The organism is Leuconostoc litchii (genome assembly GCF_008107645.1).
Taxonomy (GTDB): Bacteria; Bacillota; Bacilli; order Lactobacillales; family Lactobacillaceae; genus Leuconostoc; species Leuconostoc litchii.
This window is the reverse complement of sequence record NZ_SDGY01000008.1, coordinates 38,112-53,317: the sequence shown is the minus strand read 5'-3', so window position 1 is coordinate 53,317 and position 15,206 is coordinate 38,112. Positions and strand designations below refer to the sequence as shown.

The following is a 15,206-nucleotide window of genomic DNA, read 5'->3' as shown; positions in this document are numbered from 1 at the left end:
CATTATATAATTAACTGGTTAATTAACCAGTAAACTATCGAGGTACTTATGACCGAAACAGATAATATGATTAAAGAATTAAACGCTTTCGTGCAAGAATATGCTACAAATTCTGAACTTATCACCACAACAGCCGGACAGAAAATCAATTCAACACAGGCGCACTTGCTCATGCTTCTGAAAATAATGCAATCGCAAACCAATAGTGAACTGGCAGAAGCCATGAACTTGTCAAAACCAGCCATCACAAAAGCAACAAAAAATTTGATCAAGTATGACTATGTCACCGCTATTGTGGACGATACCGACAAACGAAGCAGTCACTACATTTTAACCTCTTCAGGAGAAAAGTTAGCACAATTGCATGAGCAAGCACACACTACTATGTATACTAATGTTCACACCATTATGTCACAGTTCACCCAAGAACAACAACAAACCATTCTCAAATTTTTGAGTCAACTTAACAAAATAGGAAATCACTCATGAAAAAAATAATTATTGCCTTATCTGCAATTGTGCTCATCATCATTGGTATAGCAGCCTTTAAAGGTAACTCGAGTTCATCATCAAATCAAAAAATACAAATTGTCGCTTCAACAGACTTCTATGCCGAAATTGCAAAAACAGTTGTTGGTCAACATGGTACAGCGACAGCAATTATTAAAGATTCTAATACTTCTCCTGAAGACTATGAACCAACAACAACGGTTGCAAAAAAAGTTAGCGGTGCTGATATCGTATTAGCAAATGGTTTAGGCTATGATACTTGGTTAAACAAGCTTGCTAAGACTTCCAAAAATGCAAAACTTATTCGAGTTGGTGAAGATGTATTAAATAAAAAATCTGGCGTAAATCCTCATTTATGGAATGATCCAGAAACAATGGTTAAAACCGCTAATTATTTGGCCTCAGAATTGGGAAAAAAAGATCCTAAAAACCGTGACTATTACAAAAAAAATGCCAAAAAATATATTGCAAGTTTAAAACCAGTTAATAACTTAATTGCAGAAATCGCAAAAAAATCTGACGGTCAAACTGTTGCCCAATCAGAACCTGTTTTCGAATATATGCTAAATGCATTAGGTTATAAAGTCATGGATACAGATTTCTCTGAAGCTATTGAAGAAGGTAATGACCCCTCGCCATCTGATCTTAGTTCACTTAAATCAGCTATTGTAAATCATAAAATTGCCTTCTTCGTTAATAACACACAAACTTCCAGTTCAACTGTATCTAATTTGATCAATTTGGCAAAACAAAACGATGTCCCTGTTGTTAATGTTACAGAAACTATTCCTGATGGCGAAAATTATGTCAGTTGGAAAACAAAAGAACTAAAAGCAATTGAAAAAGCTATTCAATAATATATTATTTATTGTGGACAAAAAACTAATAAATAAAGGCCTGTTGTTTAACATCATCGCTATACATCAATAAAAAAGGATCGCCCAAGCTAGGCGATCCTTTTTTATCTAGTTTTACCATATATCAGTATTTACATATTTGTCTTAACAAGTTATAAAACATTGTTTATTAGTAATAGCTATTTTCAAATATATGGCTTCCATTGACAATCCCAAGTGTACTATGTAAAATAGTACACTATTAGAAGTAAACAATTACCACCAAGAAAACAACATCGTATTAATGTATGGTGATTACTTCTTTTTGTTTCAAAACTAATCATCAACACTCTGCTGACATTAAACTAAAAAATAAAAGGGCTATTTGCAAATGACTAATAAGTATTTTCAAAAAATGACAAATTTTTTCCATTCCGTCTATTTACTAACCATGTTGTCACTGCTAATAATATATAACGTTTCAACATCCAATGACTTTTTGATTAATAAAATTGCATTTACAGTTATTTTTATTTCTACTGGTTTAAAATTTGACTTCTTGCACACGGATGCAAAGTATAGCAAAATATTCACGAGAAAATTCAAGTATAATTGGGTAAACTGCATCAACTTTTTTATCCAAATTTTTATTTTTATAGGATTACTAACTAATAGATATCCAGTTTATCTGTTCAAATATCTTGGATTAACTAATAAAGATAATATACTAAATACTCTAGGACTATTCCTTGCAGTTATAGTAAGTACTTTGATGCTATTATCCCTGATTTTTACCGTAACGCTACCAAAAATAACCAGTTTGTTGCAAGCTATTTTTGTTTCTATTGGTATTGTAGTATTTTACCTCATGTGTTTTCCGCTCATTAATATCATAATAGAAAGTCTCTTTGGAAAAGTTTCTCATAATTTAGATTTTAGTTTACTTGCTGTTTTAACTGTAGTTGTTCCTATGGTTTACATTACCTTACATCACTCGCAAATCAAAAGGCCAGTCTTTTTCAAATTGACCAACAAAAGTTTTTTCCTAACACTAATACCGTTTCTGTTCATTATTTTTTGTATAGATTCTGCCGTTTGGTTGCATCCTACATCTAGTTGGTCTGTCCTGAAGCTGTCAACAATGGTATTTTCACTTCGTTCTGGCATAGGAGAAGAGTTCATTTATCGTGTTCTGATTATGTCTATTTTAGTCTCAGTATTCCAAAAATATAAGCACGGTCCAATTTATGCTATTATCACACAAGCAATATTATTTGGTATACTTCATTTAATCAACATTCTATCAGGAGATTCAATAAGTGCCACAATATCATCTACAATTGATGCTTTTGGGATAGGAATATTTTTTGGAGTTCTATACTTATTGACTAAAAATATTGGCATCATTGTAATAATTCATAGTCTTTGGGATTTGATGCAATCAGTAGTTACAGGAACTGGAAATATGAGTGTTCCAGGGATTGAAGGATTAATAATCTCAATTTCTGTTATGTCTATCTGTGTTATTTATAGTGTCTACTTAATATCTCAAAATACAATATCTTTTGAATCTAGTAGCGTAAAACAAGTATAAGTCAACAACTTATACTTGTCTTACGCTTTTTATTAGATCTGAATTTAAAATTAAAAATTGTGTATGTCAAACAAAGTACCATAGAACGCTTTTAACATTTTCGGATTATAGTAGCTAATTGTCTAACAACAAATTTTGCATTTCGTTAATTGCATTAATAATCCTTTGATTTCTATATGGTTGTTCTATGGTGTGCAAAATATATGTCACTGAAATTGAAGAAAACAATTTAGCCGTATATTCAATGGGCACATGATTTTTTAATATTTGTTTGGTATTACTTGCTATAAATGTTTCACGTAATAGCGTTTCACATTGCTCAATAAACTGAATACCCGTTTCTTTTGGTAGCATGATAAGAATGCTTAAATTTTCCCTTTCATCAATAATATAGTCTGTAAGATCACTCAAAAATCCCCTAATATCAATCTCATCAAAGCGTTTACGATATCTCTTTTTAATTTCATTAATATATTTACTCGCCTGCTTTTGCAATAATTCGTATTTATCTAAGTAGTGGTTATAAAAGTCGGATCTACTGATAGTAGCTCGATTCGATAATTCAGTAACCGTTATTGCATCAATATCTTTTTCATACATTAAAGACCAAAATGCTGTAATAATTTTTTCTTCCGTATCTCTGAATCTTTTATCCTGACTATACAAAAAAATACCTCCTAGTTGAAAAAATATTATAACTAAAAGTATACATTATCCTATTTTTATAAAGTACAATTTATACTTACACAATTATTTTGTAAAACAATTCCACACTATGTGACCAATAAATCAGATCTATCTTCTTTTAAAATAGAGATACGAAAAGAGGTATACATCATGTACAAGAACTATACAAATCAAGAACAATTTGATTTTCAGATCAATAGATTTATGGAACCGTATAAATACGATGAAAATGTGCAACAAGTAATTGCTCGTGTGTCATCTAGCATAGTAAATCTTGAATCATGGTATTTTGAATGGTTTAAGGCAGCCAGAAAGGCTGAAAATAATGAGCAATTTGGATTAGCATCAGCATTTTATCAGCTAGCAGATTTCTACTTATTAGAAAATGATTCAAGAAAAAAACAAACCTATGACTTGTTTAAGAAAAATTACTACAATAGCATATCAATGGCTAACATTGACTTGGTCAATGTTCCTTATAAAAATGGTTACCTCCCTGCTGCTGTATTTAAAAATGAGCACGCGACACAAACACTAATTGTTCACGGCGGTTTTGATTCTTATCTTGAGGAATTAATAAGATTGATGATTTCATATGATTTCGTTAATCAGCTAACATCATATCAAATTATTTTATTTGAAGGTCCTGGACAAGGAAAAGCATTACGAACAGGTCTACCACTTATTTCAGAGTGGGAAAAACCTGTTGGTACTATTTTAGATTACTTTAACTTAGAAAATGCAGATTTGATGGGTATGTCATTGGGCGGTTTCTTGTCTGCTCGTGCTGCCGCCTTTGAACCACGAATAAAACGAGTAATTCTGTATGACGTTATGCTCAATATGTCAGAATCACTAACAATGAAGGTCCCCTATATACGCCAATATTTTGGAAAAAAATTAGACAAACATGAGCAACAATTACTAGAAGAAAAACTCACATTAATTCAAAATAATGATCATAATATTAATTTCCTAGTTAAAAAGGCTAAAGATATTCTTAAAGTTGAATCGGCTTCTGATCTTCTACAAAAACTAGGTGAATTTAATATGGACGGTAACTGGGATAAAATCGAACAGGACGTCTTATTAATAGGAGGAACCAATGATATGTACGTACCAAAAGACACTTTGGCTAAAGAAATGTTATTGATGAAAAATGCTCGTTCATTGACTAGTAAATTATTTACTAAAAAAAGTGGTGGTGAGCACCACTGTCAAGTGGGAGATAAAGAATTAGTTATGCCATTCATTATTCAATTTTTGCAAAGTTAGGCATTATATAATATGATTAAATATATAATTCGATTAGAATATTTATTACAATTAATTGTTATTAGTTATATTTATTTTTTTATTATTGATTCCAGCATACCACTGTTTTTGTTGCTAATATTTGTGCCAGATATATCTATGCTTGGGTATATTGGTGGTAATAAAATTGGCGCTCGTATATATAATATATTTCACACATTAATAATACCAACACTCTTACTATTAATAAATTATTTGAGTTACTCAATTTTATTAACTCAAGTAGTATTAATTTGGTATGCACATATATTTATTGACCGAATATTAGGGTATGGACTCAAATTAGATTCGGGTTTCAAATTGACCCATTTGAACTAAGTATTCCTCTTGGTAATAAAAACGCTATTTAATATATTCTAATACTATTTTTTGATCAATCCGAGATATAAAGCAATTTATGGACGCTCTCTTTATATTTCTTCAACGAGAGAAGTTTATGCTTAAAAATACTAGTTCTACTATAAAAGAATACCAAAAAACTAAAACATTTGTTATTTTATTAATAATAATTATCAGTGCCCTCATCTTACTATTCTATATTAATGGTCACTATATTCATGAATCAAGAACTGTTGCCCCTTCGACTCAAAAAAATAAAATATCAACGTACACAACTGCTTCATCGTTTACTTCTCAAAATAGTGACGAAAATCAGTACCAAATGCACGTTGGGGCGACAGGCAGTGCAGATGAACAACCACCCACACAAACTGCTTGGGTTGACCCAAATGGCGGTGGTTACTTTACCGGTGATGGACCATTCGACATCACTGATAAAGATGGTAATCATCATCTTATTGACCCAGTAAAAAGTGGTTGGACTAAAACGACGTATGATGATATACAAAAATCATATACTGATAATAAATAGCTATATCACTTATAATTTAAAAAACAAAACTAACAATAAAAAAGCCACAACTAAGAACTGTAGTTGTGGCTTTTTTATTGTTGTAAGAAGCTAGCATCATTTGTACCCTTAAAAAAATAATCTAACTAACTTATAAAATTGTTCTTTTAAAGATAAATCACATAAAAAAACATCTGTCATAAAATAAATGCTCACATTTTATACTGTTTATAATATATCCTGATTACCAAATTTATGCTATGAAAAGTTACTTGGTAGCATAGTGTGCTGCAGCCGCACCCAAATTAAAACGAGAAATTCGAACTTTTTGAAACCCTGCCTTTAATAAAACTTGTCCAAGGGTCATATAGTCCATAAAATTTTCAGTCGTTTCATCAAGATATTTATATTCTCTATACTTTCCCTTAGCAAAAACTCGACCAAATAATGGCATCACATGACCAAAGTATAATTGCCAGAATGGCTTTACAACAGGACTATCTGGTTGTGATGTCTCCAAAATAACTAACTGTCCACCGGGTTTCAAAATACGATACATTTCGTCAATCCCTTTCTTAGGATCAGGCAAGTTTCGTAGTCCGAATCCAATTGTCACAATATCGAATCTGTTATCAGGTAAATCAAGTGCCATGACATCCCCTTGTACAAGGGTAATCTTTTCCGAGTAATCACTCAAATCTACTTTTGTCTGTCCCACAGCAAGCATTGCTTCACTAAAGTCCAAACCAACAATTTTCGTTTTAACATCACTATTTTCAGCTAATGCTATTGCCCAATCAGCAGTCCCTGTTGCTAAATCAATGATTTGAGCTTCATTTGGAAAAACCATTTTATTCATAACTTTTTGGCGCCACTTTTTATGTGACCCTAAGCTAATGATATTATTCATTTTGTCATACTCTGGCGCAATAGTATCAAACAAAGATTTTACATCTGTATTTTTAGGTGATAGAGTCATTTTAATTCCTTTAGTCTTTCAATTTCAGCTAAGAAAAGATTTCGTTGTGTTTTACCACTGGCTGTCGTGTGCCAGGTATCAGCTATATAAAAACGCTTTGGAACTTTATAATGGGCAATGCGTCTTCTACCAAACTGAATTAACTGCTCGACCTGAAGGTTTTTTCCTTGCACAATAGCTACAGGTACAGAACCCCATTTATCGTCAAGTACACCGATAATCGCAATTTTTTCAAGTCCTTGATAATCTGCGTATATGTCTTCCACTTCATTTGGAAAAATATTTTCACCGCCTGAATTAATCATATCGCCTTCACGACCTTGAACAAACAGAAATCCTTCATCATCGATATAACCATAATCTTCTGTATTAAACCAACCATCAACCATTTTTTCTGCTAGTTTATCGGGTTGATTTAAATATCCTATGGTTAAGGTGGGGGTTTGAATCCAAATATTCCCCTGTTGCGTATTTTTTCCTGTCTGATCAGCAATTTTTAAACGCACTGGAAATAATGGTTTACCAACCGAACCAATTTTTTGTTCTGCATACGTTGAATCAAGAGCAACTACCTGTGAGGCCGTTTCAGTCATACCATATGACTGTATGACTGGTATGCGATGATTTTTAGCTTGCTGGAGCGTTAATAAATCTGTTGGTCCACCACCTAAAAGCATTGCCCGAAATTTTTTATTGTAGTTTACTTCACTAGGCAAATCAACTAATAGTTGTTTTAACATAACTGGTACCACTGACATCGTAGTAATGTTTTCGTGAACTAACAAGTTGTTAATTTGATGCGCATCAAATTTACGTTGCAATACTACCCGCATACCATAAATCAACCCTCGCATAACAATTGAAAAACCACTAATATGAAAAATTGGCACAACAGCCAGCCAACTATCTTCGGCTCTTATTTCTAGGTTCAAGGCACTAGCCATAGCTGAATAAAAGTGATTTTGAAACGTTTGCATCACACCTTTAGGTTGACTTGTAGTACCAGAGGTATACATAATACTAGTCACAAAGTTATCATCAAATGTTACCACAGGTACTATCGTTTTTCTCAAAGACAAATCACTAAACTTGATTTGTCTATTCACCCTTAATATTTGAATATAATTATCATCTGTTAACACGGTATGTATCCCAGCATTTGATAATTGATAATTGATTTCGTCAGCCGATAAACGTCGATTAATAAAAACTATCGTTTTTCCAAGTTGTTGCAAGGCCATAATAGCTAAATAACCAGTAAGCGTGTTATTCATAATTAAAGCTATTCGAGGATCATTTTCCGCAACAAATGCAATCTTTTCAGCCATCTCTATGGCCTGTTCTAATACTTCTTGAAATGTTAATTTTTTATTTTCATACTGTATAGCAACTCGATTAGGCGTGAGTGCCGCACGTTTTATAAGCCAGTTTTCCATTTTAATATCATACCGCAGAATTTTAATGAAAACAAAATATCTATTTATATATTTTATTTAGTTCTTTTTTCAACTTTAGCTTCAATACCCAAAATTGAAATTGCTTGAATATACTCAACATCAGAAACTATGTCTGTTGTGCGTAATAAATGAAAAGTGCCACCCATATTTTCTGTGATAAAACCTGAGTCCTGAACAGCATTACGTTGATAGAACTCATATCTTTTTACACGTTGGTCCTCGTTTTCTGCTTGTTGGCCAATAATTTCAGATTCTAATATAATACCTTTTCCATATGCTTCTTTTAGAACAGAAATAGTTCTACTACCAATGCCCTTACCACGTATATTAGCATCCACTGCAAAATACAACACAAATACTTTTTCTTCAGGAATTTCAACTAGCAGTAAAATTCCTGTTGGCTGACCGTCATCAATAATCATTGCCATTCGAACTGCTTCGTGTTCCTTAACAACTTGTTGTAGTTTGGAAAACGGCAGCCGTTCATATGCTGGAAATGCGTTGAGATAAATGTCATGCCAGTATTGTTCATCTTTTTTTGTTGCATCAACGATTTTTATCATGAAAGATTCTCCGTCTTTTATAGTAGCAATTTCTCTCATTTTATCACAAAGATGCTAAACACTAGAAAATATTATTCACAATGATTCATCAAATCATCTGTTCACTATCTTTTTCTGCTAAGTTAAAGACATGCCAGATCGTAATGGCAACAATCCATGCAATGACAAAAAGTCCTACTAATATAATGCCCATTTGATTAAAATCTAGCCCTTTAGCCCATCTTGTCATTGAATTGTCCCAATTAAACATCACACTAAATGATTGAATAAAATCGACAAAGCCAATAAATCCTGCTGCTAATATAGAAATTCCCGTAATAGTCAAGTTATAGTATACTTTTCGATAAGGTGATGAGAATACCCAATTGTAGGTTGTACTCATGAAAAAGCCGTCAATTGTATCCATTAAACACATACCAGCCGTAAATAACAAAGGAAATGCCAATGTTGCATACCAAGGAATACCTTCATTTGCAGCTGTGGCTGATGTGGCCAAGACAGCGATTTGCGTCGCAGTATCAAATCCTAACCCAAATAAGAATCCAACAACAGCAACTTGCCAATTATGCTTAATCATTCCTAATAGTTTTAAAAATAACCGGTATATTTTAGAGGAATTAACTTGTTTATCTGCTTCCGCCTTAGAACCATGGTTGCGCATTGATATAAACTTTGCCCAAATATCATGCAAAATGAAACTATTAACAATGGCTAACATGATTAACATAGTGGCTGCAATCAAGGTGCCTAAGGCACCACCAATTTGTTCAAAAATTGGCATAGAATGTTTTGCCCATTCTACAAACAAAACCGTGATTAAGGCCATTAAGACGACAACCATTGAATGCCCAAATGAGAAACTAAAACCAACACCTCGTGTATTTTTGCCATCATTCAGCATTTTTCGTGTCATATTATCGATAGCAGCAATATGATCCACATCAAAGGCATGCCGTAAGCCCATTGTAAATGATAAGTATGCCATAGCTATCATTTCGGGATATTGCGAAGCACTGGTCATTAATAATACAATACCTGAGACCAAAAAGAGAATAATGATTGCACCGTAGTGCATTGCATCTGATTGAATGGTCGCTTGTTTTCGAATATGTAACATCATAAATTATTTCTCCTTTTACTGTAAAAATAAGATTATCACAAGCATATTTTGTGGTAAACATAACGAACAAATTATGTCCCTAATGAACAAAATATGTCCTTTAAAAGTATTACTTGATAAATTTTCTCGGTCCTCATTACCTTCAAAAGTATTTTTGCATTTCCAAAATAAAAAACACCCTAACTATCAGTAGTTAAGGTGTTTTTTTATTCATTAGCCCCAACTATCTATTAAATAATATTAGCTTAATAGATAGTTACTTAAAGAACCTACTAAACATTAATTGAGAAGTAGGTAGAGGAGGGCGTCGTTCATTGTTACGATTGTTTTTTTCATGATTTTTCCTCTTTTCATACCTTATAATATGACAGTTATTATATTATAAAGATCTAATTATGTCAATTATTTTATTATTTTATTATTTTATTATTTTAATCTAATAAATACAGAAAAACTAATATATAAAATAATAATTCATGATTAACCAAATATTTTTTAGTCTATTTTCTAATTGTCACATCACCGCTGTTTGTTGATAGTATATATGCGCCCGTCATACCTTTATACGTATAACTTGTTCGGTCATCATCATGATTATTAAAAGTCGAAATGTCCCCATCTAATGTTTTAGCCCTGACACTACTTTTCCCAATTGATGTTACTATATCGCCTTCTTGTGTCGTAACGCTTAGTTGATTAGATAATTGATTATTCATGAGATTGATATCACCATCTGTCGTGCGAATCTCACCATCATTGATCTGACTACGGTGCATGTTTAAGTCCCCATCTGCTAGTCGAATATTCAAGCGGTTATTAATACGTGTATTTTGAACCGTTAAATCCCCATAATCACTTTTAATTGTAGCTATCCCAGTAGTTACGCCACTTAACTGGCCATCATTGATTTCATCAAGTAACAAATTTTGCTTGACTGTTATATTTTTTAAATTAGTATCAGCAACTTGTTGAATTGATATTCTATCTGACTGGATATTTTCTATATTAACATCATTGCTATTTTTGCCAGTAAGTTGAACATTAGTTAAATTTTGCGATTGTGGTACTGTAATTACAAGGCCTTCTTGGTACTCATCCTGACCATAATTCCAAGAAAAACCTGTGACATTAAATTCTATATGCCCTCGCGAGCTACTACTTTTTTGTTTATCCGTAATTTTTAAAGAATTTTCTTGATTGCTTACATCTGGGAGTTGATAGTAGGTCTTTACTTTAACAGTAACGCGATTCACATCACCCGTAATAATACGAACAGGCAAAGCTGTCGACAACTGAATATTTTTCACATCATCGTAAGCATACATTTGCTGTTTCATTTTTTCTTTTTTTGTTTTGTAGTCAATCACTTTAAAGCCACCATTCCAAGTAACTGAACTAGAACTACCGCCAAAAGAAAAACCAATCAAAGCTAGTACCGCACCAATAACAATCAAACTCATACCAATTTTAATACTTCGTTTCATGTTACTTATCCTCCTGCTGCAATTGCTTTTTATTAGTAAAACGTTGATAAATGGCCTTACTCAATTGTGCTGTCTTATCAATTAACCATCTCAAGAGACCTATAACGGCTGGTATTGTTGTCATCATAATTCCAAATATAAGCAGACCACAACCAATATAATATAAACCTGTCCACAATGACTGTAACAAAACACCAAATCCAATAATTACTAATCCGACACTTATTAGACTAAAAGCAATGATAATTGCACTTAAAGCTGCTACAATTGCAAAACAAACAGCAACTAATGTTATCAAAACAATAAATATAGGTAATGCTAACGGTGAAGCTAATAGGGCCAATGCAATCCACCAAATCAACCTAATATTTGACCGTGGGTTTTTACTGTTTGAATGCTCTGCTGATCTGTCATCCGCCTTAATTGAATAGTCGGCTAAAATTTTTCGCGACAGATGCTTTGGTGTGCCTAATTCGGCAATACATTGCTGATATGTCGTCAGATCAGCATCCATCACATACTCTCGATAGAAATTCATCGCTTCTTCTTTATCTGACTGGTACAACTGATGTAGTAGTTGCTCTAACTCAGCTAAATAATTCTCCATCTGTTTATCTCTCCTTCAATAATGTGTCAACGTTTGCTTGGAACATTACCCAATCCTGACGTATGCTGGTTAGCTTGTCACGACCTTGTGCTGTGATCTGATAGTAACGTCGATTTCTGCCTTGAAAAGGTTGATCATACGTTGTAACAAATTGATTATTTTTTAATCTCCGTAGTACAGGGTATAACGTCGATTCCGAAACAGAAATCGTGCCCTGCACTCTTTGCGTTAATGCATAACCATAATAATCTTCTTTATCTAATATCGCTAAAACGCAACCGTCTAATAATTCTGAACTCATTTGAATTGCCATAATTATTTTCTCCAATACTATACAACATATAATATATGTTCAAAAACATTATATGAAGTTCTAATTAACTTGTCAACAAAAAATCTCAACAATTATCATCGTTGAGATTTCTTTCGTTGCCTAATCATTTTCTAATAATTGGCAATCAATAAAATAACTAGCGTAACGCTAGTCTGGCTTTTAACTGTTTTGTATAATTTTTTAGTAATAAAATCCGTGACGATAGTCCCATGACGAGAAAATATCACTCATAATTTTCATGATTTTATCGACATCTAATCCCTTACGAATAACGATTGGCGCTGGTTGGATACCAACAGCACCATTTTGTTGTGGAATGAGCTTACCTGTCTCGTCAACCATAGATACCATCACCCCTTGTTCGTAGCGTGTGTCTAGCGTCTTGTCAGGTTGAATGGATGCCACATAATCATCGGCCTCAATAATTAAGTCGGCAGCATTTTCAATTTGGTCACCAATGCCAGCTACCAAACCACGGTTCCCCTTACCAGAAGGATTAGCTGAACTTGCAAATGAGAACTTACCGTACTTTTCCCACATTTCTTTGGCAATATTTTCACTTGGTGTACCAAATTTAATAACAAAACAACTGGTTTCACGTTTATCCATCATCAAATTTTTTGTCCCGTCATTTGGTATCTTGCTCTTTGCTTCTTCTTTCCATGGCAAGATACAACCCAACAAAATGTCCTCATCCCAATGTTGCTGATACATTTGTTCGATTTCAGGTGTCATTAGCGCTAATTCTTTAACTTGTTCTACTGACCCACATAATACAACACCAGGCTTGTTACGCTTACGATTTTTGGCAGCAAACTTTCTTTCCAATCCTTTATCATCTGAAGTCATGATAATGTAGCCCACTTTTGTTGGGCTAACAATCATGCCTCCATCCTCTTTCAAGATGTTAATGGCTTCACCTTGAACGCCACCATTCCAATGAATCTTTGTTGTTGTTGCTTCTGTCATTATAAAATACCATCCTTTTAATATATTGCTTTTTGTTTTGTTTCTGGTCCATAAACTGCGACCACAATAGCTGCAATTAGCGCTACTGCTGCGATAAAGTAGAAAATCAAGTTTGCACTAAATTGTGTAATTGCCCACGCTGCAAAATATGGTGTTAAAACCGTCAATATTTTAGCAACGCCATTGGCGTAACCTGTTCCACGGAATCTAAAGTAAGTAGGGAACAACTCTGACATATAAACCCCAACAACCGAAGCCATCAAAATATACATCATAGTTACGACCAAAAATCCTACCGTTAAAATTCCAACCGTTGTATGTTGCTGCGAATAAATCAGCCCAAACACCGCAGTCATTACAAAGGCAGAAACAATGACCTTTTTACGACCTATCACGTCAACCAATAATGCGCCTATCAGTGCGCCTATTGGAGCCCCAGCCATCATAACTGCGGAGAATGTTAGTGAATGAACCACTTCGATTCCTTGTTTGATCAATAATGTTGGCATCCACGATGTAAATGTATATTGTGTTAAATTGACTGCACTGACAGCAACAGTTGCAACCAACAGCCCAATACCAATCCTAGTCTTCACTGGTTGTCGTTTTATACTAGAATCATTTGTGCTGTACGAGCCATTCACTTCTAATTTCTCAATGATCTTTTCAGCTTTATCATATTCTCCGCGTGCAATTAACCATCGCGGTGATTCGGGAAAATGGCGGCGAATCACCCATAAAATCAATGCTAACACACCAACAATAACAAACATTGCACGCCATGTATAACGAGGAATAACGCTTGCTGCCAAAAGTAAGGTCAATGGTGCAGCCAAATTAGCAATCACAGAAGTTACACCACTCCACCGACCACGATTTTTAATTGGGGCAAATTCATTAATTAAGGCGTAACCTGTCACAATTTCTGCGCCTAACCCAATTGCGGCGAAAAAACGTAGTCCGACTAACATCCAAATATTAGTTGCAAATGCCGCACCTAGGGTTAGTAAACCAAATATCAATAAATTAGTCGAATATGCTTTTCTCCTGCCCAGAAAATCACCGATAAATCCAGCAAAAATGGACCCGAAGAAAAGGCCTAAAAACCCAGAGGAAAGAAACACAGAACCTTGTGCAAGTGTCGCAAAGTGCGTGCTTACTATTGCACTATTGACTGCACTAGCAAGATAAACGTCCGCCCCATCTAAAATCATACCAGCTGCAATCATCGCAAAGACACGATAGAATGTCACTGTTTCTTTAGTCGTGTCCATCCGTTGTTGCAAATTCATTGCCCGTTCCATGTACTGCCTCCTATCCAAAATTTGGTCGTTGCTTTTCGAATGCAGCAATCAATTTTTCATATTTCATCGTGTTGTCAATATCATCTTCACCATTGATAAACTTTTCTTTCCATTGTGAGTTGATATCAAAGTGGAAAGTATAGTTTTTATAAGTCACAGTTTGTTCGGGTAAATCAATTTGAATATTTTCATCTGCTTGAACATCTCGTAATATTTTCCGATTTTCTTCGGGCAACACAATTGGTAACAAGCCATTTTTAGTTGAATTCATGTAAAATATGTCTGAAAATCCGCCGCCAATCACTGCCCTGAATCCATAATCCGTTAACGCCCATACCGCGTGTTCTCGTGATGAGCCTGATCCAAAATCATTGCCTGTAATTAAAATTGAAGCCCCTTGATGTGCTGGTTTGTTCAATTCAAACGCTTCATTCAACGAACCGTCAGCATTGTAACGCCAATCAAAAAATAAATCTTTACCAAAACCGGTCTTTAAAATGTTTTTCAAAAATTGTTTAGGCAAGATAATATCAGTATTAATGTTGTCATTTGGAATAACAACCGCTCTGCCTGTCTCTCTTACAAAAGCTTCCATATT

The 15,206-nt window shown here is 33.9% G+C and carries 17 protein-coding genes; 6 read left to right on the top strand and 11 right to left on the bottom strand.

Annotated elements, in window-relative coordinates; all coding sequences use genetic code 11:
* Positions 1–48 precede the first annotated feature (48 nt).
* From ESZ47_RS08615 to ESZ47_RS08605, 3 genes are all read left to right on the top strand, one after another.
* Positions 49–489 carry a MarR family winged helix-turn-helix transcriptional regulator gene (locus ESZ47_RS08615; protein ID WP_148606580.1) on the top strand — a complete coding sequence of 147 codons (441 nt, stop codon included), beginning with the start codon at positions 49–51 and terminating at the stop codon, positions 487–489.
* The gene (locus tag ESZ47_RS08610; RefSeq protein WP_148606579.1) at positions 486–1,367 is read left to right on the top strand and encodes a metal ABC transporter solute-binding protein; all 882 of its coding nucleotides are present in this window, start codon (positions 486–488) and stop codon (positions 1,365–1,367) included. Before ESZ47_RS08615 ends, ESZ47_RS08610 begins: the two co-directional genes overlap by 4 nt.
* Before the next feature lie 370 nt (positions 1,368–1,737).
* Positions 1,738–2,940 carry a CPBP family intramembrane glutamic endopeptidase gene (locus tag ESZ47_RS08605; protein WP_148606578.1) on the top strand — a complete coding sequence of 401 codons (1,203 nt, stop codon included), beginning with the start codon at positions 1,738–1,740 and terminating at the stop codon, positions 2,938–2,940.
* 114 nt (positions 2,941–3,054) lie between these two features.
* Here the strand turns inward: ESZ47_RS08605 and ESZ47_RS08600 are convergent, their stop codons facing one another.
* Complete coding sequence (locus tag ESZ47_RS08600) at positions 3,055–3,606, bottom strand: TetR/AcrR family transcriptional regulator (RefSeq protein WP_148606577.1); 552 nt, start codon at positions 3,604–3,606, stop codon at positions 3,055–3,057.
* A gap of 171 nt (positions 3,607–3,777) precedes the next feature.
* Here ESZ47_RS08600 and ESZ47_RS08595 point away from each other — a divergent pair, with 171 nt between their 5' ends.
* The 3 genes from ESZ47_RS08595 to ESZ47_RS08585 all read left to right on the top strand — a co-directional run bounded on the left by ESZ47_RS08595 (position 3,778) and on the right by ESZ47_RS08585 (position 5,812).
* Positions 3,778–4,902: an alpha/beta fold hydrolase gene (locus ESZ47_RS08595; protein WP_148606576.1), complete on the top strand. Its 1,125-nt coding sequence runs from the start codon at positions 3,778–3,780 to the stop codon at positions 4,900–4,902.
* 12 nt (positions 4,903–4,914) lie between these two features.
* Positions 4,915–5,259, top strand: a complete 345-nt coding sequence (locus ESZ47_RS09615) for a DUF4260 family protein (RefSeq protein ID WP_148606575.1) — start codon at positions 4,915–4,917, stop codon at positions 5,257–5,259.
* Between the two features lie 118 nt (positions 5,260–5,377).
* A complete protein-coding gene (locus ESZ47_RS08585) occupies positions 5,378–5,812 on the top strand; it encodes a hypothetical protein (RefSeq protein ID WP_148606574.1) in 435 nt (144 codons plus the stop codon).
* Between the two features lie 247 nt (positions 5,813–6,059).
* Here the strand turns inward: ESZ47_RS08585 and ubiE are convergent, their stop codons facing one another.
* From ubiE to leuD, 10 genes are all read right to left on the bottom strand, one after another.
* Positions 6,060–6,770: a bifunctional demethylmenaquinone methyltransferase/2-methoxy-6-polyprenyl-1,4-benzoquinol methylase UbiE gene (ubiE, locus tag ESZ47_RS08580; RefSeq protein WP_148606573.1), complete on the bottom strand. Its 711-nt coding sequence runs from the start codon at positions 6,768–6,770 to the stop codon at positions 6,060–6,062.
* Positions 6,767–8,206 carry an o-succinylbenzoate--CoA ligase gene (locus ESZ47_RS08575; RefSeq protein ID WP_148606572.1) on the bottom strand — a complete coding sequence of 480 codons (1,440 nt, stop codon included), beginning with the start codon at positions 8,204–8,206 and terminating at the stop codon, positions 6,767–6,769. Before ESZ47_RS08575 ends, ubiE begins: the two co-directional genes overlap by 4 nt.
* 53 nt (positions 8,207–8,259) lie before the next feature.
* Complete coding sequence (locus ESZ47_RS08570) at positions 8,260–8,790, bottom strand: GNAT family N-acetyltransferase (RefSeq protein ID WP_148606571.1); 531 nt, start codon at positions 8,788–8,790, stop codon at positions 8,260–8,262.
* An 88-nt stretch (positions 8,791–8,878) separates the two neighbouring features.
* Complete coding sequence (locus ESZ47_RS08565; protein ID WP_148606570.1) at positions 8,879–9,910, bottom strand: HoxN/HupN/NixA family nickel/cobalt transporter; 1,032 nt, start codon at positions 9,908–9,910, stop codon at positions 8,879–8,881.
* A 500-nt stretch (positions 9,911–10,410) separates the two neighbouring features.
* The gene (locus ESZ47_RS08560; protein WP_148606569.1) at positions 10,411–11,394 is read right to left on the bottom strand and encodes a DUF4097 family beta strand repeat-containing protein; all 984 of its coding nucleotides are present in this window, start codon (positions 11,392–11,394) and stop codon (positions 10,411–10,413) included.
* A gap of 1 nt (position 11,395) precedes the next feature.
* Entirely contained in the window at positions 11,396–12,001 is a 606-nt protein-coding gene (locus tag ESZ47_RS08555) for a DUF1700 domain-containing protein (protein WP_148606568.1), read from the bottom strand.
* A 4-nt stretch (positions 12,002–12,005) separates the two neighbouring features.
* Positions 12,006–12,314: a PadR family transcriptional regulator gene (locus tag ESZ47_RS08550; protein ID WP_148606567.1), complete on the bottom strand. Its 309-nt coding sequence runs from the start codon at positions 12,312–12,314 to the stop codon at positions 12,006–12,008.
* A gap of 201 nt (positions 12,315–12,515) precedes the next feature.
* On the bottom strand, positions 12,516–13,304 hold the full coding sequence (locus ESZ47_RS08545) for an L-threonylcarbamoyladenylate synthase (RefSeq protein ID WP_148606566.1): 789 nt from the start codon (positions 13,302–13,304) through the stop codon (positions 12,516–12,518).
* Positions 13,305–13,321: 17 nt separating this feature from the next.
* Entirely contained in the window at positions 13,322–14,608 is a 1,287-nt protein-coding gene (locus tag ESZ47_RS08540) for an MFS transporter (RefSeq protein ID WP_148606565.1), read from the bottom strand.
* A 10-nt stretch (positions 14,609–14,618) separates the two neighbouring features.
* A complete protein-coding gene (gene leuD, locus ESZ47_RS08535; RefSeq protein WP_148606564.1) occupies positions 14,619–15,203 on the bottom strand; it encodes a 3-isopropylmalate dehydratase small subunit in 585 nt (194 codons plus the stop codon).
* Positions 15,204–15,206 lie beyond the last annotated feature (3 nt).

Coding starts and splice junctions, on each gene's coding strand:
- ESZ47_RS08615 (WP_148606580.1), top strand. CDS start 49: ATGACCGAAACAGATAATATGATTAAAGAATTAAACGCTTTCGTGCAA.
- ESZ47_RS08610 (WP_148606579.1), top strand. CDS start 486: ATGAAAAAAATAATTATTGCCTTATCTGCAATTGTGCTCATCATCATT.
- ESZ47_RS08605 (WP_148606578.1), top strand. CDS start 1,738: ATGACTAATAAGTATTTTCAAAAAATGACAAATTTTTTCCATTCCGTC.
- ESZ47_RS08595 (WP_148606576.1), top strand. CDS start 3,778: ATGTACAAGAACTATACAAATCAAGAACAATTTGATTTTCAGATCAAT.
- ESZ47_RS09615 (WP_148606575.1), top strand. CDS start 4,915: ATGATTAAATATATAATTCGATTAGAATATTTATTACAATTAATTGTT.
- ESZ47_RS08585 (WP_148606574.1), top strand. CDS start 5,378: ATGCTTAAAAATACTAGTTCTACTATAAAAGAATACCAAAAAACTAAA.
- ubiE (WP_148606573.1), bottom strand. CDS start 6,770: ATGACTCTATCACCTAAAAATACAGATGTAAAATCTTTGTTTGATACT.
- ESZ47_RS08575 (WP_148606572.1), bottom strand. CDS start 8,206: ATGGAAAACTGGCTTATAAAACGTGCGGCACTCACGCCTAATCGAGTT.
- ESZ47_RS08570 (WP_148606571.1), bottom strand. CDS start 8,790: ATGATAAAAATCGTTGATGCAACAAAAAAAGATGAACAATACTGGCAT.
- ESZ47_RS08565 (WP_148606570.1), bottom strand. CDS start 9,910: ATGATGTTACATATTCGAAAACAAGCGACCATTCAATCAGATGCAATG.
- ESZ47_RS08560 (WP_148606569.1), bottom strand. CDS start 11,394: ATGAAACGAAGTATTAAAATTGGTATGAGTTTGATTGTTATTGGTGCG.
- ESZ47_RS08555 (WP_148606568.1), bottom strand. CDS start 12,001: ATGGAGAATTATTTAGCTGAGTTAGAGCAACTACTACATCAGTTGTAC.
- ESZ47_RS08550 (WP_148606567.1), bottom strand. CDS start 12,314: ATGGCAATTCAAATGAGTTCAGAATTATTAGACGGTTGCGTTTTAGCG.
- ESZ47_RS08545 (WP_148606566.1), bottom strand. CDS start 13,304: ATGACAGAAGCAACAACAACAAAGATTCATTGGAATGGTGGCGTTCAA.
- ESZ47_RS08540 (WP_148606565.1), bottom strand. CDS start 14,608: ATGGAACGGGCAATGAATTTGCAACAACGGATGGACACGACTAAAGAA.
- leuD (WP_148606564.1), bottom strand. CDS start 15,203: ATGGAAGCTTTTGTAAGAGAGACAGGCAGAGCGGTTGTTATTCCAAAT.